Raw genomic sequence first — 19535 nt, forward strand, 5'->3', positions numbered from 1 at the left:
ACGACACCTGCCGACCGGGGAGTACGACCCGCACCCGGAGCGGCTGCGACAGCGGTTCGAGGGCGTGATCCGGCGCTTCGGTCCCGGCGGGCCGGTGGCCGGAGACGCCGCGGGGGTTATGAGCCTGGTCCCCTGCGCACATCCGCTTGTTGCGGTTGCGGTTGCGGTTGCGGTTGCGGTTGCGGTTGCGGTGACGCGGGCGGATTCGAGGCCCTCTGGCAGCCGGTCGCCCGGGTCCAGGCCAGGGGCAGCCGGCCCCGCCCCGCGACCGGGCCGCGCGAGGTGGCGAGCCCGCAGCGGACCTGGTGCGGGCGACAAGCCTCCGGCGCCCGCACCAGATGATGGAACTCCGGTCCGGCGGACCCGGCTTCGAACAGCGGGAACCGGACGATCTCCGCATGCCGACGGGCGGCGTCCCCCTTGTTCCTCGCGGCCTCGCAGAGGGCCGCTGACCTCCGGGCCCGGCATGGCTGCCCCCTGTCGAGCGGATGACCCGAGGTGATGTCACCGGGCCCGAGGAGTGCCGCCGGAGCCGGACGACGGCCGCGACCAGACGCCGGTCAGGGTCCGCGACATCCGCCGCCGGAGCACCTGATGCCGGGGGAGCTGTCCGGCGGCGCGACCGGACGGCTCGGTCGACCAGGGTTACGAGGTTGCAACAACGGTTGCGCCCGCCGGTTGCGCTGTCGGTCGCGCCTTCCGTCGAGCGGTGGAGGCCCTCCCCGGCCGGGGCCCCTCGGACGTCGGCCGGGGACGGCCTGGCCGGCGGGCGGACGTGTGCCCGGTGACGTCTGAGCAGCGCTGCTCAGACGAAGAACGCGTTCATGCCAGGGACATCGGACAGGTACGTCTCGATGCTCGCGATCCTGCCGCCACGAAGGCGGCAGACGGTGGAGAGGTGCTCGTCCAGCCGGACCTCGCCCCGGCGGGCGGTGTTGTGCAGGGACAGGGCCATGTTCTCCGCGCTGACCAGGATGTGCAGCAGTTCGAAGCGGAGACCGTAGGAGGCGATCTTTTTCGCCCGCTCGACGACCGCCTCCGCGCCTTCCGCCGTACCGGAGACGGTGTTGTCACCGGGGAGCGTCCAGGTGGCGTCGTCGGTGAGCAGGTTCCGGATGCCTTCCCAGTCACGGGCGGTGAGACAGGCGTGGAACGTCTTGCCGAGCTGGTGCTGGACCTCGTACTGGGCCATCGGGTATCTCCTTGAGGTGATGCTTAAAGCGACGAACTCCGCTTTAAGTACTCTAGGTGGCCCGCTCGCTAAAGCGCAAACCAATGCTTTAAGGTGGAGGGATGCCCGTCAAAAGCAAAGACAGCCGCCCCGGTGGCCGGAGCGCCCGCGTACGCGCCGCCGTGCACCGGGCGACCGTGGACCTGGTGCAGGAGGTCGGATCCGAGAAGGTGACCATTCCCGCCGTGGCGCGCCGCGCCGGCGTCAACCCCAGTTCCCTCTACCGCCGTTGGGGGACGGTCTCCGCCCTCCTGGCGGACGTGGCCGCCCGGCGCCAGGAGGAGGGGACGCCGGAGCTGGTCGGTGATCTGCGCAAGGACCTCGAACGGGCCGCTGTGTGGACGCTCACCGACCTGTCCCGGCCGGGAGGCGTGGCGTTCTTCCGTGCCGAAGTCGCACCGGACGTGGATGAACGACGGGCCGGGTTGCGCGAGTGCCTGGAGCGGGTCAGCACCCGGTTCCACGCCGCCCTGGAGGCCGCGGCCCGGCGGGGCGAGGCGGCACCCCCGCTGGAGCGGGTGCTGGAACACGTGGTCGCACCCCTGTATTTCCGGGTGGTGTTCTCGATCCCGGAAACGGACGAGGACTACGCACGCGGCCTCGTCGCCGAGCTGTACGACTCCGGGTGTGTCGCCCCTGCGACGCCGGACCCGGTCCGGAACCTCGGTACGGGCCACCTCCCGGAGCCGGCGCCCGCGCGCGGGCCCTCACGTTCCCGGCGTGGTGGTCGAGCGGGGTGACGTCCGGGTGGCGCAGCGCGTCGTGGTGCCGTGCCGAAGGCGTTCCGATCACCTTCACGTCGCCCGACGGGCGAGTCGGGCACCCGGATCGCCCAGGAGATCACGACCGCCCTGCTCGACGCCCGCACCGCCAGACAGCCCCCTGCCGACCAGCCGTCACCGCTGCGGGGGACGGGCGCCGGTACCGGGCCGCGCGGCACCCGGCCCCGCTGTCGGCCCCCACCGCTCCCTTCCCTTCCGGACCCGCGTCCACGGCGTGCTCTCCCTCGAACTCGCCGGCCACGTGACCGGCATGGGATTCGACCCCGCTGCCTCCTGCCGGGCAGGCATGCGCAGGGCCACGCACGCCCGGACGGCGCCGAGCCCGGCGGGCCCGGCCCGGTCCGGTCAGCGGCATGTCAGGGTCCGGTCAGCGGCCCCTGGCACTGTTGTTCCTGTGACCGGCACGGGAGACCGAACACCGGTCACGGGGAGAGGTGCCCGGAGTGGTTGATCGGGGACCAGCGAGCTCGCCTCACGGTCGGGCCCCTCCGGGGGCCCACGCAGGTTCGAATCCTGCCCTCTCCGCCAAGGCCGTCGTTCGGCGCGTCGACGCCGCGGCCGGTTCCTCGGAAGCGGCCTGGTGCCAGTGCCTGGCACGCCGACGAGAGGTCGTGGATCTGGCTCCCCGGCACCGCGCAGGGTGCGGGAGGCGCCGATTTCCACGGAGCCGTATGGCCCGGCAGGACGTGATCGGCAGGGGTTCGGCCCCGCCGCGCGGTGTGCCCGAGGTGGTGGTCGCCGGGGTGCGGCCGCTCGCCGAACGCCGTGCGTCGCTCGGCCCCGGAGCGGCACGGGCAGGCCTGGCCCCACTGGCCTGGCACGGGGCGGTCGAAGCGTCCGGCCTGCCCTTCGTCCGTGGGCGGCGGAGCCGGGCGCGTTTCCGCGAGGCGAAGGCGCACCGCGGCGAAGGGCGCTGATCCGCACCCGCCGCTCCGCCCCTTCGCACCGGTCGGACCACGGAGACCGTCAGCCACCCGAGGAGGCGTGGGACGACGACCGTGGCGCGGCGGTCGGCCACCCGTGCGGCGCGACCTCGTGGGTCGGTGCCGGTGGAGAGGCCGGGCTGTTCGACGCTCGTGGGCGGCTCGGCCACCGCCGGGCGCGCCGCGCCGGCCGGCCGGCGGTCGCGAAGAGGCCCGTTTCCAGCGCCTCTTGGGCTGTTAGCCTGCGCGCATGGCAGACCTGGGGCCCATAGCGTGGCCACCCGACCCGATCATGACAGAGAGACTCGTGCTTCGTGCGCCCGAGGCCCGGGACCGTACGACGTTCATCGAGCTCCTGGCCTCGCCGGAGGTGCACGTCTACCTCGGCGGCCCCCGCCCCCGTGACGACCTCGACCGCGAGGTGCCCGAGGTGCCCGAGCGGTGGCCCGGGAGCTTCGTCGTCGAACTCGACGGGTCGATGATCGGCCAGGTCCTGCTCAGGAGAGCGACGGAGCACCGTCGCCCGGCTGCCGCGGGGAAGGCCGATCTCGGCTACCTGTTCCTGCCACGGGCGTGGGGATTCGGGTATGCCGTCGAGGCGTGCGCGGCGGCACTCGACTGGTTCGATGAAACTCTTCCCGGTGAGCCGGTGGTGCTCACCACCCAGACGGCCAACGCCGGCTCGATGCGCCTCGCGGCGAAGCTGGGGTTCGCCGAGGTGGAGCGGTTCCAGGCATGGGACGCCGAGCAGTGGCTCGGCCTGCGGCCCCCGGCCACGCCGTCCGCCTGAGCCCGAGGTCGCCGGGTCGGGTGACCTGAGGGGGGACTCCCTCGGGCTGCCCGACCTCGCGCGCGGGCACCCTCCACGGGAAGGGGCGCGTCACGTCCTGTGGAACGCAGTGGACCTGTCCGGCCGTCGGCGGGACCGGCAGGACCGGCTGGATCACCGGCGGAGAAGCCGGGCACGCGGGCCCGGACCGCATCCCCCGGTTGCCGACCGGATCGACCGGGACGCCGACGAGGTCATGGAGGACGTGCGCGATCACGTCGTGGGGAACCTCGGCCATTCCCAAGCCGTACTCGCCGTGGGTGACAGGCGTTTCCCGGAGGGACGCCGCTCCGCCGGGCTCCAGCGGCGGTACCCCGCCACCACGGGCCGCGCCGAGAACGGCCGGATCGGTGTCTTCCTCACCCACGCGGCCCCTCGCCTTCCCGCCGGGGCGGGGGGCCTCAGCTGTTCGTTTCCTCCCGCATGTCGAAGGCTTCACGGGCGCGTGTGACAGCGGGCATGTTCTCCGAGACCCACTCCAGCAGCACGTCGACGGGATGCCGAAGGGTCTTGCCCAGGGGGGTGATCCGATACGTGATCGCCACCGGGCGGGTGGAGACGACCTCGCGCTCGATCACGCCGTTCCGTTCGAGTCGCCGGAGTGTCGCGGTCAGCGACTTCTGTGTGACCTGCGGGATGGCTCGGCGCAACTCGTTGAAGCGGCACGGGCGTTCGCACAGTTCGCCGAGAACGCTGAGCGACCACTTGTCCAGGACCTGGTCGAGCAGTTCGCGATGAGGAGGGCCGATGAGGAACTCGTCGTCGGTGTCCATGGAGAAACCTGGTCTCGTTGAAGTGTCCTTCTTCCACTAAGTAGCTTACGGATACCTAGAGCAGAGGGAGAACACCGATGACCGTCCAGCACTTCACGCCGGAAGGCATGCTGCAGCCGGCTCCGTACCACCACGTGGCCGTCGGGACCGGCACGACACACGTCCACGTCAGCGGGCAGGTCGCCCGCCGGGCCGATGGGACTCCGGTCGCACCCGGCGACCTTGCCGGGCAGGTCGCCCAGGCACTGCGCAACACCTCCGTAGGGCTGGCGGGTGCGGGCGCGTCGTTCGCGGACGTGCTGCGTCTGACGTTCTACGTGACCCGGTGGAGCCCGGAGAAGATCGGCGACTTCATGGCCGGTGTGGAGGCCGTCGCCGACGAGATCGGGCTCAGGCTCCCCATGCCTCCGGCCTCCCTGATCGGTGTCGAGTACCTCTTCGAGCCGGATGTGCTCGTAGAAGTCGAGGCGACCGCTCTTCTCGGCTGACCCCTGAGGCGTGTCCGCCTCGTCTCCACGCGATCGCCACCGTGCGCGCCGAGACGGAGCACCCCGGTCGGCGAGTGATGCCGACCGGGCTGCTCGGTCCACGATTCCGGGCACACGGTGAGCCGACCCGCGTCGGCGTCGCAGCCGATGCCGCGACGCGCCCGGCGAGCCACGAGGACATGGCCGCACCACTGCTCGCGCAGCGAGACGTCCGCAGCCGGGCGGTGCGGGGCCCGCTCGGCGATCAGGGCACCGAGCGCCGATCCGAGGCCCACCGGCCCGCGACCGCCTAGCGGCACGTCGTGACGATCCGCGGCCGCGGCCGCTGCCGCTTCGCCGCCCGACCAGCGCCGTCCTTCGGTGCCACCTCCGGTCACCGTCCGGGGCAGGTCGGCACCGGACATCTCCCCGCCACTCATGCCTCGTGATGTGCGCCGGGTTCGGCCATCCGCCCGATCCCGGGCCCCGGCTCGGCGGGCACGTACCTTCCGGACCGCACGCCCACGCGACTCCAGCGGCCATTCCTCGGGGCGGGAAGCGGCAGGGCTTCTTCCGTGAAATCTCTGACGCGTCGACATATTTACTCCACTGCCCGTTACTTCAAGCGTCCAGGGCCGCCCGTCGAGGTTGTTCCGGCGTCGACTCGGCGGACCACCACTCCACCAGGTGCGGTCGCCAGCAATGTCGACGTCACGTCAGGTCCTGGACGTACGGCTCCCTCGCGGCGCGCAGTGGCCGCGCCCGCGTCGAACTCACCTGCTGGACAGGGCGAGGCGGCGGCGGATGAGTCCCCGAGTCGGCGCGCCGCCCGTCCCGGTCCTGGCAGGGCTCGCCGTGCGCCACCCGGTCCCGCGGCGGCGGCGGACTGCCTGGCCGCGAGGTAATGACATTCTGTAACGCCGGAAGACCATACGGAACGCCGGACGACAAGCGGTATGACGGGCCGGCGATGATGGGGAGAAACGATGAAGTTCTGCTTTCTGGTGGAGGAGCAGTACCGTCACGACGGCATGCCCGTCGAGGTGATCCGCCAACTCGCCGCCTGGGGCCACCAGGTGGACGTGTTGCGCCCCGGCGGTTCCCTGTTGCGCCTGACGGAGGCCGTACAGACGAGCGGCCATGACGCATGGGTGCTCAAGACGGTCTCCGGCGGCCCGGGTCTCACCCTCCTCGAAGCGGCTGCCTCGGCCGGCCTGACGACGATCAACAACGCACGGGCGATACGCGGCGTGAGGGACAAGGCGCTGGCCGCCGCGGTCGGCCTCAGCCACGGGCTGCCCCTGCCGGTGACCTACGCGGCCGCGCTGCCCGAACTGCTCCTGGAAATACCCGATTCGGAGTATCCGATCGTGGTCAAGCCCGCTGACGGCAGCTCCGGCCGGGCCGTGCACCTGGTGTCCTCCTCGCACCGGCTCGCCGAGATGCTCCCCGAACTGGCGGGGGAGGGCATGCTCATCGCTCAGCCCTACGTGCCCAACTCGGGTGTCGACATCAAGGTGTACTGCATCGGCGACGAGCAGTACGCCACCGAGCGCCGTTCCCCGCTCCACCCCGACCACGCCGCACGGGAGCGCCGGGTGCCGTTGTCGGCGGAGATCGCCGCGATCGCCGCGCAGGTCGGCGTGGTCTACGGCCTCGATCTGTACGGTGTGGACGTGGTCCTGGGACCGAACGGACCTGTGGTCGTCGACGTGAACGACTTCCCCAGCTTCCGCCAGGTCCCCGACGCGCCGGCGCGCCTGGCGAGAGCCGTTCTCGCCCTGGCGTCCGGTGCGGTCGGGGCGACTTCGGCCGCGCAGCCGCCGCTCGGCGCCGCTCCGGTCCATCTCACGGCGGGCAGGACGGCATGAGAATCGGCCTGATCACCTCCGAGCCCGGCCACCCGCTGCTGAGCCTCACCACAGCCCTGCTCGCGCCCGACCACCAGGTGGATGTGCTGGATCCGCGTACGCCGCCGCCCGTCCCCGAACCGCTCGCTGACGTCTACCTCCTGAAGGCACGTACTCCACGTGCCCTGGCACTCGCCCGGACCCTGGAGCGACGCCACGCCTGTGTGATCAACTCGGCCGCCGCCACCGAACTGTGCCAGGACCGCACCTCCATGGCCGCACTGGCCCTGAGCTGCGGGCTTCCCTTCGCGGCCACGCGCACCTTCTCCACCCTCGCCCGGCTGGCGTCCGGGCCGGCCCTGTCCGGACCCTCCGTGGTCAAGAGCCGCCACAGTCGGCGACACGATGTGGTGGCCCGCGTCGACAGCCCCGCGCAGCTGCGGGCACTGGCCGCCGCCCATCCGGACGAGCCGGTCGTGGTCCAGGATCTCGCCCCCAACGACGGCTGGGACCACAAGCTCTGGGCGATCGGCGACCGGCTCTTCGCCGGCCTGCGCCGCTCCGAGCTCTCCCCCGAGGGACGCGGTCCCACGCGGGCGCTCCGCCTCGACGATCTGCCACCCGGATGGCCGGCCCTGGTCCACCGCGTCGGCGAGGTGTTCTCCCTCGACGTCTACGGCGTGGACATCATCGACAGCGGCCACGGCGCCCCGCTGATCGTGGACATCAACGCCTTCCCCGGCATCCGGGGCCAGTCCGGCGCTCCCGAGGCTCTTGCGGCGCTCGCCCTGTCCCGGGGCGACGGGGCCGGTGCGGACCGGATCCCATGCCGTGGCGCCGGGGACGCAGGCAGGAGCGGTCGCGACCGCCTCGTACGGCGGGCCCCGTCGTCCGGATCGGCCGCCGAGGCCTGAACCGCTCCGGCCCGGTGCGCCTCTCCCGCACGATCGGTCGCCGTTGCTGCCGGGGGTGCCGGTGACGCCTGCGCCGGCTCGGTGCCCGAGCCCGCGCACAGCATGAACCTGACCGAGTGCGTGGAGAACTCGCTGGCAGCGGTTCCATGTCGAGTTCCGGTCGGTGGCCTGTCCGGCGGACAGGAAGGCCGGGAAGGAGGTTCGCCGCCCCGCTCCCGGCTCGGGCGCGGCCCCGCACACGCGCGAGCCGCCCGTCCGGGTCCGGGTGGTCGAGTCGATCCGGAGCGCGGTGCGGCAGTGGCCTGCCGTACGTTTCCGCGGACCGCTCGCCGCTCACGCGCGACGCGGCGGCCGGTTCCGCCGACTCCGCCACAAGCTCCCGGGAGGCGTCCCGCGGTCGCGGGCCCCGAGGCTCGCCCGTCGCCGTGCCACGCTTCCCCGGCATCCGGAACGTCACGGCCGGCCGTGATCGGGTTTCCGGTCGGCTCACCGCTCCCTCCTCACCCACGTCTCGACGTCACGCCGGGATGCGGCGTTGTCTTCGGTTCGGTCAGGTGTATAGCCTAAGAATGTCATGTGACATTGCACAGGGCGGGGGAGTTGATGACCCTGAAAGTCGTCGTCGTGGGCGCGGGCGTCGTCGGCGCCGCCTGTGCCTTCCACGCGGCCTCGGCGGGTATGGACGTCACGGTCGTCGACCGCGGGCCCGCCGGTGCCGGGACGACAAGTCGCGGTGAGGGCAACGTGCTTCTCTCCGACAAGGCACCCGGTCCCGAACTCGACCTGGCGCGGTTGAGCCGCAGGCTGTGGGACGAGGCGGGCGAGGAACTCGGGCCGCAGTCGTTCGAGCTCGAACCCAAGGGCGGCCTGGTGGTCGCGTGCGGTACCGAGGACCTCGCGGCGCTTCGGGAGTTCGCCGCGCGGCAGGAAGCGGCCGGAGTCCGCGTCGAGCCGGTCGACCACGTACGGGACATCGAACCCCACCTGGCACCCGGGGTTCCCGGCGGCGTCCGCTATCCGCAGGACGCCCAGGTGCAGCCGGTCCTGGCGGCGACCGCGCTGCTGCGGGCCGCCGTGCGGTACGGCGCACGCTTCCGCACAGGCGCGGTCGTCGGCGCGGTGACCGGCGGGGACGGCAGGATCACCGGTGTACGGACGGCGGCCGGCGACGTCCTGCCCGCCGACGCCGTCGTCAACGCCGCCGGGACCTGGGGCGGTGAGGTCGGCCGCCGGCTCGGCGCCCCCGTCGAGGTGCTGCCGCGCCGGGGCTTCGTCCTGGTGACCGAGCCGCTGCCGCCGATGGTCCGGCACAAGGTCTACTCGGCCGACTACGTGGCCAACGTCGCCTCGTCCGACGCCGGCCTGGAGACCTCCTGCGTCGTGGAGGGCACACCCGGCGGCACGATCCTCATCGGTGCCAGCCGGGAACGCGTCGGCTTCGACACGACGATGAACACCGCGGTGGTCGCGAGGCTCGCGGCACAGGCATGCCGGCTCTTCCCGTTCCTGGGCGGAGTCCATCTGATCCGCGCCTACCGCGGCTTCAGACCCTACTGCCCGGACCACCTGCCGGTCATCGGCCCCGACCCGCGCGTACCGGGGGTCGTCCACGCGTGCGGTCACGAGGGGGCGGGCATCGGTCTCGCGCCCGCGACCGGCGCGCTCGTGACGGCCCACCTGCTCGGCCGTCCCTGGCGCGGCGCCGACCCGGCCGCGCACACCGCCCTGCTGCCCGACCGCTTCTTCACCTCCGGAGGTGCACCACAGTGAGCGAGATCGTCGTGGACGGCGAGCCCCTGCCGTTCGTCGAGGGACAGACCGTCGCCGCGGCCCTCGTGGCCGCGGGCCGGGTCGCCTGGCGCACCACCCGCGTCCAGCACCGCCCGCGCGGCGTCTTCTGCGGCATCGGGGTCTGCTTCGACTGCCTCGTGAGGATCGAGGGGACCGGAGGTCAGCGCGCCTGCCTGGTGCAGGCGGTCGCGGGTATGACCGTCACCACCGGTGAGCATGACGATGAGTGAGCCGGCAGACCTCGTCGTCGTGGGCGCGGGCCCCGCGGGCATGGCCGCGGCGGTCACGGCTCTGGCCGGCGGGCTGCGCGTCGTGCTGGTGGACTCCGGCCCCGCCGTCGGCGGCCAGTTCTGGCGGCACCCGCCCGAGCACGCGCGGGTCGCGATCCCGACCGGGGATCTGCACCACGGACTGCGCGAGTACCTCGCCCTGTGCGCGGCGCTGTCGGCGGGCCGGGCGGCGGGGCGGCTCGACCTGCGCCTCGCGCACCACGTGTGGTCGGCCGTCCGCGACGACGAGTTCGCGGTCCACGCCGCCGACCGGCGGGAAGCACCACGGGAGAGGCCCGTGGTCCTGCGCGCGCCGAGGCTCCTCGTGGCGACCGGGGCCTACGACCGGCAGCTTCCGTTCCCCGGATGGGACCTGCCGGGCGTGCTCACCATCGGCGGCCTCCAGGCACTGCTCAAGGGAGGGGGAGTGGCGGCCGGGAGCCGCGTGGCGCTGGGCGGTACCGGCCCCTTCCTGCTGCCGGTGGCCGCCGGCCTCGCGGCGCGCGGGATCGCGGTGGTCACGGTGTGCGAGGCCGCCGACCCACGGGCCTGGCTGCGGCACCCGGGTGCGCTGCTGCGCAACCCGGGCAAGTGGGCCGAGGGAGCGGGGTACGCCGCCGTGCTCGCCCGCCACCGCGTACCGGTCCGCCCGCGCACCGCGATCACCGGCGCCGAAGGAGGCGAGCGCGTGACCTCGGTCCGGATCGCCTCGCTGACCTCCGACGGCAGCCCGCGGCCGGGCACGGAACGACGGGTCGAGGTCGATGCCGTCGGCGTCGGATGGGGTTTCGCACCACAACTCGACCTGCTCCTCCCCTTCGGCTGTGAACTGACGGACTCGGCGGACGGCAACGCGGTCGTCGCCGTCGACGACGGGCAGCGCACCACCGTTCCCGGTCTCTACGCCGCGGGCGAGGCGTGCGGTGTGGGCGGGGCACCGCTCGCGGTGGCCGAGGGCCGCCTTGCCGCGGAGTCCGTTCTCGCCGACTCGGGCGCCGCACCCGCGCTGAGCAGGAAGAGCCTGGTGCGGGCGCGCGCCACGGTGGCGAGGCAACGTGCCTTCGCCCGAGCGATGAGCATGGCCCACCCGGTCCCCGCGGCCTGGTCCTCCTGGCTGACCGACGAAACCGTCGTGTGCCGCTGCGAGGAGGTGACCGCGGGTGCGGTCCGGGCGGCCTGCGCCGAGGGCGGCGCACATGACCACCGGCAGGTCAAGCAACTGACCCGTGCCGGTATGGGCTGGTGTCAGGGGCGGATGTGCGGACCGGCTGTGCACTGCCTCGCGGCACAGAAGCGGGCCTACGTGCCCGCGGAACGGCTCGTCGCGACGCCCGTCACCCTCGGCGCGCTCGCCCAGCTCGACGAATGACCGTCGGAACGGACGGACCCCCGTGAGAACCAGCGAGATCCGACAAGGAGTGCTCATGACCGAGACCCGCAAGCCCTGGCACGGCGTCATCGTCGCCACCAGCCTGCCGTTCAACGACGACCTCACGGTGGACTTCGGCGCCTATGCGGAGAGTGTCGCCTGGCTCGCCGAGCGGGGGCTCCACGGCGTCGCGCCGAACGGGTCCCTGGGCGAATACCAGACACTGACGGACGAGGAGCGCGACCGCGTCGTCGAGACGGCCGTCGCCAACGCCCCCGAGGATTTCACCGTGATGCCGGGCGTCGGCGCCTACGGCGGTGTGGAGGCCCGGCGGCACGCCCGGTTCGCCAAGGACGCGGGCTGCCAGGCGGTCATGTGCCTGCCGCCCAACTCCTACCGCGCCGACGACCGTGCGATCCTGGAGCACTTCGAGCTGGTCGCCTCGGTGGGCCTGCCCGTCACCGCGTACAACAACCCCATCGACACCAAGGTCGACCTGCGCCCGGAACTGCTGGCCAAGCTGCACGCCGAGGGGCTCATCGTCGGTGTCAAGGAGTTCTCCGGCGACGTACGGCGCTGCTACGAGATCTCCGAACTCGCGCCCGGACTCGACCTCATGATCGGTACCGACGACACCCTTCTCGAGGTCGGCCTCGCCGGCGCCAAGGGCTGGGTCGCCGGTTACCCGCAGGTGTTCCCCGAGTCCTGCCTCGCGCTGTACGACGCCTCGGTCGCCGGTGACCTCGATACGGCGCTTCCGCTCTACCGCCGGCTGCACCCGGTTCTGCGGTGGGACAGCAGGACGGAGTTCGTCCAGGCCATCAAGCTCGGCCAGGAGATGATCGGCCGCCGTGGCGGCGTCTGCCGTCCGCCCCGGCAGCCGCTTCGCCCGGAGGACGAGGCCGTCGTGCGCGCCGTCACCCAGGCCCTCATCGACGCCGGGGTGAGGTGACCATGCGCTCGAAGGTCTGTTACCACGCCGTCGACTCGCACACCGAGGGGATGCCGACCCGCGTGATCACGGGTGGTGTGGGCGTCCTGCCCGGGGCGACGATGTTCGAGAGGCGGCAGCGGTTCCTCGCGGAACGCGACCACCTGCGCACCCTGCTCATGTGCGAGCCGCGCGGGCACGCGTCGATGTCCGGGGCCATCCTCCAGCCACCGACGCGGCCCGACGCCGACTTCGGCGTGCTCTTCATCGAGGTCTCCGGCTGTCTGCCGATGTGCGGGCACGGGACCATCGGCGTCGCGACGGTCCTCGTCGAGACCGGAATGGTCGAGGTCGTCGAGCCGGAGACCCTGGTGCGGCTCGACACACCGGCGGGACTGGTCACGGCCCGGGTACGGGTTCGCGACGGCCGCGCCGAGGCCGTGACCCTGGAGAACGTCGCGTCGTACTGTCACGCCCTCGACCAGGTCGTGGATGTCCCGGGCCATGGGGCGGTGCGCTACGACATCGCCTACGGCGGCAACTTCTACGCCTTCGTCCGGACCGAGGACCTCGGGATCCCCTTCGACCGGGCGGAGAAACAGCGGCTGCTCGACGCCGGACTGGCCGTCATGGACGCGGTCAACGAGCAGAACCCGGTGGCCCACCCGGAGAACCCGGAGATCGACGTGTGCCACCACGTCTATCTGGAGGCCCCCGGGTCGACCGCGCGGCACTCCAGGCACGCCATGGCCATCCACCCCGGATGGTTCGACCGGTCGCCCTGCGGCACGGGCACCAGCGCCCGGATGGCGCAGCTGCACGCGCGCGGGCAGCTGGCGGTCGGCCGGGAGTTCGTCAACGAGTCGCTCATCGGCTCCCGCTTCGTCGGGCGCGTCCTGAACGAGACGACGGTCGGGGACCGGCCGGCCATCCGGCCGTCCGTGACCGGCCGTGCCTGGATCACCGGGACCGCCCAGTACCTGCTTGATCCGTCGGACCCCTACCCCGCCGGATTCACCCTCTGAGCCGCCTCGTGTGCCCGCCCGCGCGGCATACGAGGCGGCGGGAATGCCACACATCCACCACGGGTGCGGGCAAGCCTCTGGTCCGCGACGCCAACCGCCGACGGCACGCCGCGGCGACTCGGTCAACCGGGCGGGCACTCGGGCCGTGTGACCCTGTCCGGGTCGGCCGCCGACCTGCGCGCCGACCCGTAGGTCGGCGAGGCATATCTGGGAGTGTGACGGATGACATGGACGGAACCGGTCGAGACGATCGACTGGCACACCGGCGGTGAGCCGTTCCGGATCGTGCCCCACAGCCCGGCAGCGGTGACCGGCGACGGGCTCACCGTCGCCGAGCGCCGGGTCGTTGCGACCAAGAGCGACGAAGCGCAGTGGGTGCGGGCGCTGCTGTGCGGCGAGCCCCGCGGCCACGCGGACATGTACGGCGGCTTCCTGGTCCCACCGGACGACGCAGGCGCCCATCTGGGGGTCCTGTTCTGGCACAAGGACGGGTTCTCGACGGCGTGCGGGCACGGCACGATCGCCCTCGGGGCCTGGGCGGTCGCCTCGGGCCGGGTCCCGGCCCCCGCCGACGGGGTGACCGACGTCGTCGTCGACGTCCCCTCGGGGCGTGTCACGGCGAGCGTCCGCACCAGCGGGGGCCGCGTCGAGGACGTGACGTTCACGAACGTCGCGAGCCACGTCCACGCCCGCGGCGTCGAGGTCGCGACCTCGCGGGGCGGGGTCACCGTCGACATCGCCTTCGGCGGTGCGATGTATGCCGTGCTGCCGGCAGCCGCGGCCGGCCTGCGGGTCCGGCCCGAGGACGTCACGGAGTTCATCGCGGTGGGCCGGGAGATCCGCGACGCCCTCAACGCGGCCGGTGCCGCCGAGCACCCCCAGGATTCCCGGCTCTCCGGAATCTACGGGACGGTGTTCACCGAGGAGGTCCGCCTGCCACGGCTGCGGGCCGACGGCACCCGGCGACTGCACCAGCGCAACATCACGGTGTTCGCCGACGGCGAGGTCGACCGGTCCCCGTGCGGTTCGGGCACGTCCGCCAGGGTCGCGCTGCTGGCCGACGCCGGGGAACTGAGCCCCGGTGACGAACTGCGGCACGAGTCCGTCGTGGGCTCCCTCTTCCGCGCGCGGATCACGGAGCGGACCACGGCGCACGGCGAGCCGGCGGTGATCACGGCGGTGACGGGCACGGCCCACGAGGTGGGGACATGCCGGTTCACCGTCGATCCCCGCGACGTTCTCCTTCCCGGGTTCGTGCTGCGGTGAGCGGGGTGGTTCTCGACGCCGAGGACGTCTTCTCACTCGGTCCCGTCGCCGCTGTCGCCGCGATTCGTGACGCCCTGGCCGGGGGCCTCGATCCGGACGGCGACGTGCCACGCTCCGTCGTCCCGCTGGCCGGCGGACAGGGCCTGCTGATGCCATCGGAGGCCGGAGGCTGGTTCGGGGTGAAGGTGGCGACCGTCGCTCCCGGCAACGCGGCGCGCGGACTGCGGCGGATCAACGCGACGTACATCCTGCACGACAGCGGGACGTTGACCCCCGTCGCGATCCTCGACGGGGTCGCGCTGACAACCCTGCGCACGCCCGCGGTCGCGGTCGCCGCATGTCTGGACCGGCTGCGCGCGCTCGCGGCCTCCGGCGCCGGCGGGCTGCGCCTGGTGGTCTTCGGCACGGGCCCGCAGGGCGAGGGGCACGTGCGCACCCTCCGGGCCCACGTCCCGGTCGCCGATGTCACGGCCGTCACACGCTCCGGCGGTGCGGCCCCGGCATGGGCCGACCGTCACCTGGCGGCGGACGACGCGGCGATCGCCGGTCGCGTCCGCGGCGCGGACGTCGTCGTCGCGGCGACCTCGGCCCGTGAACCGGTCGTCGACGGGAACCTCGTGCGCGACTCGGCGGTCGTGCTGGCCGTCGGTTCCCACGAGCCGTCGGCGCGGGAACTCGACGGTGTGCTCATGGGACGCGCGACGGTCGTCGTGGAGAGCCGCGACGTCGCGCTCCGCGAGGCCGGTGACGTCGTCCTCGCGGTGCGGGAGGGCAGGCTCGACCCGGGCTCCCTGGTGGCCATGGCCGACCTGCTCGGCCCGGGAGCGGTCGTCCGCCCGGACCGGCCGATGGTCGTCAAGACGAGCGGCATGGCATGGGAGGACCTGGTGGTGGCCGTCGCGGTGTACCGGCAGGGGGGCGGACGACTGTGACTGCCGGCAGTTTCCACTCCCCGGGGGCCGCGCCCCGCCGTTCTCCCCGGACGCGACGTTCAGCCGGAGAGCGGCGTGACCCCGCGGGCCGACAGCGCCCGGCTGATCGGCTCGCGAATCCTCACGGACGTCGACGCCGCAGGCGCGTGACGGCGCCGGTGAGCCCCGCCGTGCTGCTGGTCGATCCATGCTTCGCCGAAGCGGGAGGCCGGAGACCTGCGCGGTGCGATGGGGACGTCCGCGAGACGGAAGCCGCGGCGTGGTGCGGTCGCCGCTGTCCGCGGCGGGCGACGCGAGGGCACAGGCGACCGTGGGAGAAGCGAGGATACCGGCCGGAGAAGCCGTGGTCGTGGCGGTGAGGCCTTCACCTGGCCACCTCCTTCGGTGAGGCGGAGCCGTTCGTTCGCGATGGCCGGAGTCCGGGCTGCGGCGGTCCCCTGTGGCGTCGCCGCCCGCGACTCACGGCCGGGCGGGGAGCCGCGCCGGCCGTGAGAGGAGCGGTACCGCGGGGGCGGCTCAGTACTGGGTGGAGACGGTGACGCCGGAGAAGCTCTGCGCCCCGTGGAGAGTGATGTAGTTGTAGCCGGCCGGAGGGTTGGTGACGGTCAGGGTGTGGCTGTTGCCCGCACCGGTCGAACGGTTCGTGTAGCTGGTGCTGGTGGCCCAGCCGCTGCCGCTGTAGTAGAGGTCGGCGTCACCGGTGCCGCCGGACGTGGTGATCCTCAGCTGGGACACGCCGGCCGGCAGGTGGACGTAGAGGTAGTCGTTGTCGCCGGTGGCGGCGGACCGGTTGCTGCGCCGGCAGTTCTGGCCCAGGACCCGGGCGTCCGGGTCGGTGCACTCGGTCGTGCCGCCACCGCCGGAACCCACGGTGACGCTCTTGGTGACGCTGCTGGTCGCGTTCTTGTCGTCGGTGACGGTGAGCGTGACGCTGTAGGTGCCGGCCGCGCCGAAGGTCTTGCTCGGGTTGGTGGCGGTGGAGGTGGTGCCGTCACCGAAGTTCCAGGACCGCTTCGCGATGGTGCCGTCGGAGTCGGTGGACTGGTCGGTGAAGGTGGCGGTCAGGTTGCTCACGGAGAAGCCGAACGCCGCGTTCGGAGCCTTGTCGGTCCCACCGCCACCGCCGCCGCAGCTGCCCGCCGCGCAGCCGGCCAGCCAGGTGCGGAAGTCGCTGTCGTAGCGGGTACCGATGGTGCCGGTCAGGTAGCTGCGGGCGGCGTTCCAGTCACCGGTGCGGTAGTAGCCGAGCACGGTGGCCATGTCCGAGGGGTGGTTTTCGAGCATGTACCGGGAGGCCAGGTAGCCCCAGCGGTAGATCCGCGTGGTGTCGTTGCCGTACGTGGTGTCGAACAGCGTACTGAGGCTGTAAGTACCGTGACCGGCCTCGGTCATGGCCTCGTTGTAGGTGACACCGCGGTAGGAGTAGGAGACGTACTCCGCGAAGCCCTCGATCCACCAGACGGTGGGCGTGGTGATGCCGGCGTTGAAGTCGCCGTACATGTCGAACCGGCCGTCGAGGTAGTGCGTGTACTCGTGGTTGAGGTTCCAGATCTGGAAGTCCGGGCGCAGCCACTCGGCCTCGTAGGCGATGAAGCGCGGCTGGTTGCCGGCCGCCGCCGGGTCGCCCTCGAGGTACATGCCGCCGTTGTTGGTGTCGATCCCGTACATGGCGCCGGCGTAGGTCTGGTAGTCGGTGCTGGAGTCGAAGACCACGACTTCGATCGTGCTGTTGTCGTCGTTGGCGACGGGACCGTTGTCCTTGACGACGCTGTGGAAGTACGCGTCCTGGTTGCGCAGGCTGGAGCAGGTGGACGACAGTTCGCCCGACGTCATCTGCTGCGCTTTGATGGTGATGCCGGAGCTGCACGGGTAGGTCACCGTCAGCACCGAACTCGCCAGCTGCGACTGCAGGTTGCAGGTGCCGTAGTAGGAGCAGTCGGCCTGGTCGTAGGAGTCGGTCATCTCGGCCACGCCGACCCACAGGGGAGCGGTGGCGCCCTTGATCGAACTTGAGTTCAGCAGGCTGGCGGCCAGTGGACGGACCTTGGACTGCAGAGCGGAGTGCTGGAGGAACCTGCCGAGTTCCCGTCCCGCGTTGGACGTGAGATAGGACTGGTCGGTTCCGAGCAGTGACAGGTGGCCGGAGGCGAAGTCGTACAGGGAGTCGATCAGGCTGGGGTCCGACTGGACGGCCGTCACGAACGCGGGCACCTGGTGCCCGCGGAAGGTCACGGTGTAGACGTTGTTGACCGCGTTGAGCATCCACCACGACGCGTTCCACGAGGCGTCGTAGTCCGCCAGCAGCTGCTTGAGGACATAGATGTAGCGGGCGTTCTCCTCGGCGCTGTCGATGAGGGTGACTGCTTCGGCGAGGGTCTCGCCGTTGGCGTCGGTGACGTCGCGGGAGTGCGGGCCGGCGAAGAAGGCGTCCAGGCCCGAGCGGATGGCGGTCCGCAGGGTGTCGCCGTAGGTGCCGACCGTCGTGGCGTCGTAGTAGTGGACGTAGTAGCCGGCGCGCAGGTAGAGAACGAGCTGCGGCATGCCGGTGCTGGAGTCGCCGGGGTAGGACGCCGAGCCGTCGCGCAGGGCGTAGGCGACGGTGGTCATCTGGGCTTCGCGGAAGGCGTTGTAGGCGTCGCTTCCCGTCAGGTTGAACAGGGTGTTGACGCAGTCGGTCGTGGACGCCTCGATCTGCTGCACCAGCGTGCTGCCGGTGCGGCTGGTGAAGTCGGAGACGTTGCACGCGGCGGCCGCGGTGGCGCTCTTCTTCCCGGCCGTGCCCTTGCCCGTCGTCTCTGCCGACTTGGAGGGCCGCAGCGGCGGTTTCGCCGCCCTGCCGTAAGGCTCCCTGAGCGCGTCCTTGCTCGCTGCCAGCGGCGGGAGCTGGGACGCCTTCAGGCGCCCCTTTCCGACATGTTCGGTCTCGGCGGTGGCGTACTGCGCGACAGGCGGGGGCCCTGCGTGCTTCCCGCCTCCCGCCGCGATGTGTGTGGCGGACTTCGGGTTCTCGGTCGCGCCGGCCGGTTGCGCCAGCAGGCCGATGCCCATGGCGAAGGTCAGGGCCAGCGGCAGTGCCGCGCCCAGACTTCGCCGGACCAGTGACTTTCTCACTACGCCTCCCATGAGGGATCGGGCCACGCGGGGCGTGGCCGACAGGGAAAGGGAGAGGGCGTGGAGGGAAGGGAGGCCGCGCCGTCGATGCGACGGGGACACGGCCGGTGCCTGCATTGGCATGCCCACGACCTGTGACATGTACCATTGCACAGGTGACATGTTTCATGGAAGGCGTCCGGTGAAATCGGGAGTTGCCAATTGGCGTACGGCAGCCGCACTTTGACGTCGAGTCAAGAAAGTGGGCCTGGTGGGGGCAGGGGAAGAAGCCAGGGAGTCCGTACCCCGGACGGCAGCGGACACGCGTCTCCGGCCGGGCCGCGGCGAGACTGCCGACCATCCCCGATGTCGACGGCGCTCAGCCCGCGCACCACAGGAGGTTCCGGCCCGCCGCGGCCTCGCCCGCCTGGAAGAGAACGCGGCGGATCTTCATGGGCCGGGGCGGGAACGCGGCACGGCGTCGTCGTGGGGGAGAACGGTCACACGAAAGACGGCCACCGGTCGGCGGCCCATTCCCGCCAGGTCGGCCACCCGTGAGGCGGGCCGTCCATCGTGCGCCTGTCGAGTTCTGCCTCGTCGGGCTCCTCGAAGTGCGCCCGCCCGTAAAGGATGTCGGCCTCGGACATCGGCAACGTCTGCTCGGGGGCGGTCGCCCGGCGGCGGTCGATCCGGGCACGCTGCGTCGCGTCGTCCACCGGCAGGTAGATCATGCGGAAGCACGCGTTCTCGGCCTCCACCAGCCAGCGGATCGCGGACCGCTCATCCCGGGACCAACAGCCGTAGTCCACCACGACGTCGGTGCCGAGCTTCACCGCCTCCAGGGCGAGCCAGAGCATCCGCCCCTCCAGCACATCGCGCTTCCCGTCCGGCTCCGACAGACCGAACAACGGGATCATCCAGTCGTCGGGCGTCAGGCGCAGCGCGCCGTGCTCCTCGGCGAGCTGCCGGGCACGAGTGGTCTTGCCGGCCCCGGGCAGGCCGACCATCAGGAACAACGTGGTCACGCCCGGATCGTGTCAGATCAGGCGGGGGAAGCCCACCGCTTTGTCTGCTTGACCACGACCTGAGCCAC

The 19535-nt window shown here is 72.0% G+C and carries 17 protein-coding genes and 2 pseudogenes; 15 read left to right on the top strand and 4 right to left on the bottom strand.

Features of this window, described 5'->3' with window-relative positions; genetic code table 11:
- Window positions 1-805: 805 nt before the first annotated feature.
- Window positions 806-1192 (bottom strand): nuclear transport factor 2 family protein, encoded by a 387-nt coding sequence (locus QSK45_RS12355; RefSeq protein ID WP_285556081.1) that lies wholly within the window; start codon window positions 1190-1192, stop codon window positions 806-808.
- Between the two features lie 101 nt (window positions 1193-1293).
- Here QSK45_RS12355 and QSK45_RS12360 point away from each other — a divergent pair, with 101 nt between their 5' ends.
- The 5 genes and pseudogenes from QSK45_RS12360 to QSK45_RS12385 all read left to right on the top strand — a co-directional run.
- Window positions 1294-1971 (top strand): TetR/AcrR family transcriptional regulator, encoded by a 678-nt coding sequence (locus tag QSK45_RS12360; protein WP_285556084.1) that lies wholly within the window; start codon window positions 1294-1296, stop codon window positions 1969-1971.
- Between the two features lie 470 nt (window positions 1972-2441).
- A pseudogene (locus QSK45_RS12370) lies at window positions 2442-2541 on the top strand.
- Between the two features lie 143 nt (window positions 2542-2684).
- Window positions 2685-2930, top strand: a complete 246-nt coding sequence (locus QSK45_RS12375) for a hypothetical protein (protein ID WP_285556086.1) — start codon at window positions 2685-2687, stop codon at window positions 2928-2930.
- Between the two features lie 256 nt (window positions 2931-3186).
- Window positions 3187-3726 (top strand): GNAT family N-acetyltransferase, encoded by a 540-nt coding sequence (locus QSK45_RS12380; protein ID WP_285556088.1) that lies wholly within the window; start codon window positions 3187-3189, stop codon window positions 3724-3726.
- Window positions 3727-3881: 155 nt separating this feature from the next.
- A pseudogene (locus tag QSK45_RS12385) lies at window positions 3882-4144 on the top strand (IS701 family transposase); the annotation flags it as partial.
- A gap of 22 nt (window positions 4145-4166) precedes the next feature.
- Here QSK45_RS12385 and QSK45_RS12390 read toward each other — a convergent pair.
- Complete coding sequence (locus tag QSK45_RS12390) at window positions 4167-4538, bottom strand: winged helix-turn-helix transcriptional regulator (RefSeq protein WP_285556091.1); 372 nt, start codon at window positions 4536-4538, stop codon at window positions 4167-4169.
- 77 nt (window positions 4539-4615) lie between these two features.
- Between QSK45_RS12390 and QSK45_RS12395 the strand changes: the two genes are divergently transcribed.
- From QSK45_RS12395 to QSK45_RS12440, 10 genes are all read left to right on the top strand, one after another.
- Window positions 4616-5026 carry a RidA family protein gene (locus tag QSK45_RS12395; protein WP_285556093.1) on the top strand — a complete coding sequence of 137 codons (411 nt, stop codon included), beginning with the start codon at window positions 4616-4618 and terminating at the stop codon, window positions 5024-5026.
- A gap of 965 nt (window positions 5027-5991) precedes the next feature.
- The gene (locus QSK45_RS12400; protein WP_285556095.1) at window positions 5992-6876 is read left to right on the top strand and encodes an ATP-grasp domain-containing protein; all 885 of its coding nucleotides are present in this window, start codon (window positions 5992-5994) and stop codon (window positions 6874-6876) included.
- Window positions 6873-7769 (top strand): ATP-grasp domain-containing protein, encoded by an 897-nt coding sequence (locus tag QSK45_RS12405; protein WP_285556097.1) that lies wholly within the window; start codon window positions 6873-6875, stop codon window positions 7767-7769. The genes QSK45_RS12400 and QSK45_RS12405 overlap by 4 nt, the downstream gene beginning before the upstream one ends.
- A gap of 603 nt (window positions 7770-8372) precedes the next feature.
- Window positions 8373-9539: an NAD(P)/FAD-dependent oxidoreductase gene (locus QSK45_RS12410; RefSeq protein WP_285556099.1), complete on the top strand. Its 1167-nt coding sequence runs from the start codon at window positions 8373-8375 to the stop codon at window positions 9537-9539.
- A complete protein-coding gene (locus QSK45_RS12415) occupies window positions 9536-9790 on the top strand; it encodes a (2Fe-2S)-binding protein (protein ID WP_285556101.1) in 255 nt (84 codons plus the stop codon). Before QSK45_RS12410 ends, QSK45_RS12415 begins: the two co-directional genes overlap by 4 nt.
- The gene (locus QSK45_RS12420) at window positions 9783-11198 is read left to right on the top strand and encodes an FAD/NAD(P)-dependent oxidoreductase (RefSeq protein ID WP_285556103.1); all 1416 of its coding nucleotides are present in this window, start codon (window positions 9783-9785) and stop codon (window positions 11196-11198) included. Before QSK45_RS12415 ends, QSK45_RS12420 begins: the two co-directional genes overlap by 8 nt.
- Before the next feature lie 55 nt (window positions 11199-11253).
- Entirely contained in the window at window positions 11254-12150 is an 897-nt protein-coding gene (locus tag QSK45_RS12425; protein ID WP_285556105.1) for a dihydrodipicolinate synthase family protein, read from the top strand.
- Window positions 12151-12152: 2 nt separating this feature from the next.
- On the top strand, window positions 12153-13154 hold the full coding sequence (locus QSK45_RS12430; protein WP_285556107.1) for a proline racemase family protein: 1002 nt from the start codon (window positions 12153-12155) through the stop codon (window positions 13152-13154).
- A gap of 222 nt (window positions 13155-13376) precedes the next feature.
- Window positions 13377-14420 carry a proline racemase family protein gene (locus QSK45_RS12435; RefSeq protein WP_285556109.1) on the top strand — a complete coding sequence of 348 codons (1044 nt, stop codon included), beginning with the start codon at window positions 13377-13379 and terminating at the stop codon, window positions 14418-14420.
- 5 nt (window positions 14421-14425) lie between these two features.
- Window positions 14426-15352, top strand: a complete 927-nt coding sequence (locus QSK45_RS12440; protein ID WP_285556335.1) for an ornithine cyclodeaminase family protein — start codon at window positions 14426-14428, stop codon at window positions 15350-15352.
- A gap of 516 nt (window positions 15353-15868) precedes the next feature.
- Here QSK45_RS12440 and QSK45_RS12445 read toward each other — a convergent pair.
- Together QSK45_RS12445 and QSK45_RS12450 are read right to left on the bottom strand one after the other, a co-directional pair.
- Window positions 15869-18463 (bottom strand): collagenase, encoded by a 2595-nt coding sequence (locus QSK45_RS12445; protein ID WP_285556112.1) that lies wholly within the window; start codon window positions 18461-18463, stop codon window positions 15869-15871.
- A gap of 479 nt (window positions 18464-18942) precedes the next feature.
- Window positions 18943-19467, bottom strand: coding sequence for a P-loop nucleotide/nucleoside kinase family protein (locus QSK45_RS12450; protein WP_285556114.1), 525 nt, complete (start codon window positions 19465-19467; stop codon window positions 18943-18945).
- Between the last annotated feature and the right edge of the window lie 68 nt (window positions 19468-19535).

It is taken from the genome of Streptomyces hygroscopicus subsp. hygroscopicus (assembly GCF_030269125.1).
Classification (GTDB): Bacteria; Actinomycetota; Actinomycetes; order Streptomycetales; family Streptomycetaceae; genus Streptomyces; species Streptomyces hygroscopicus_C.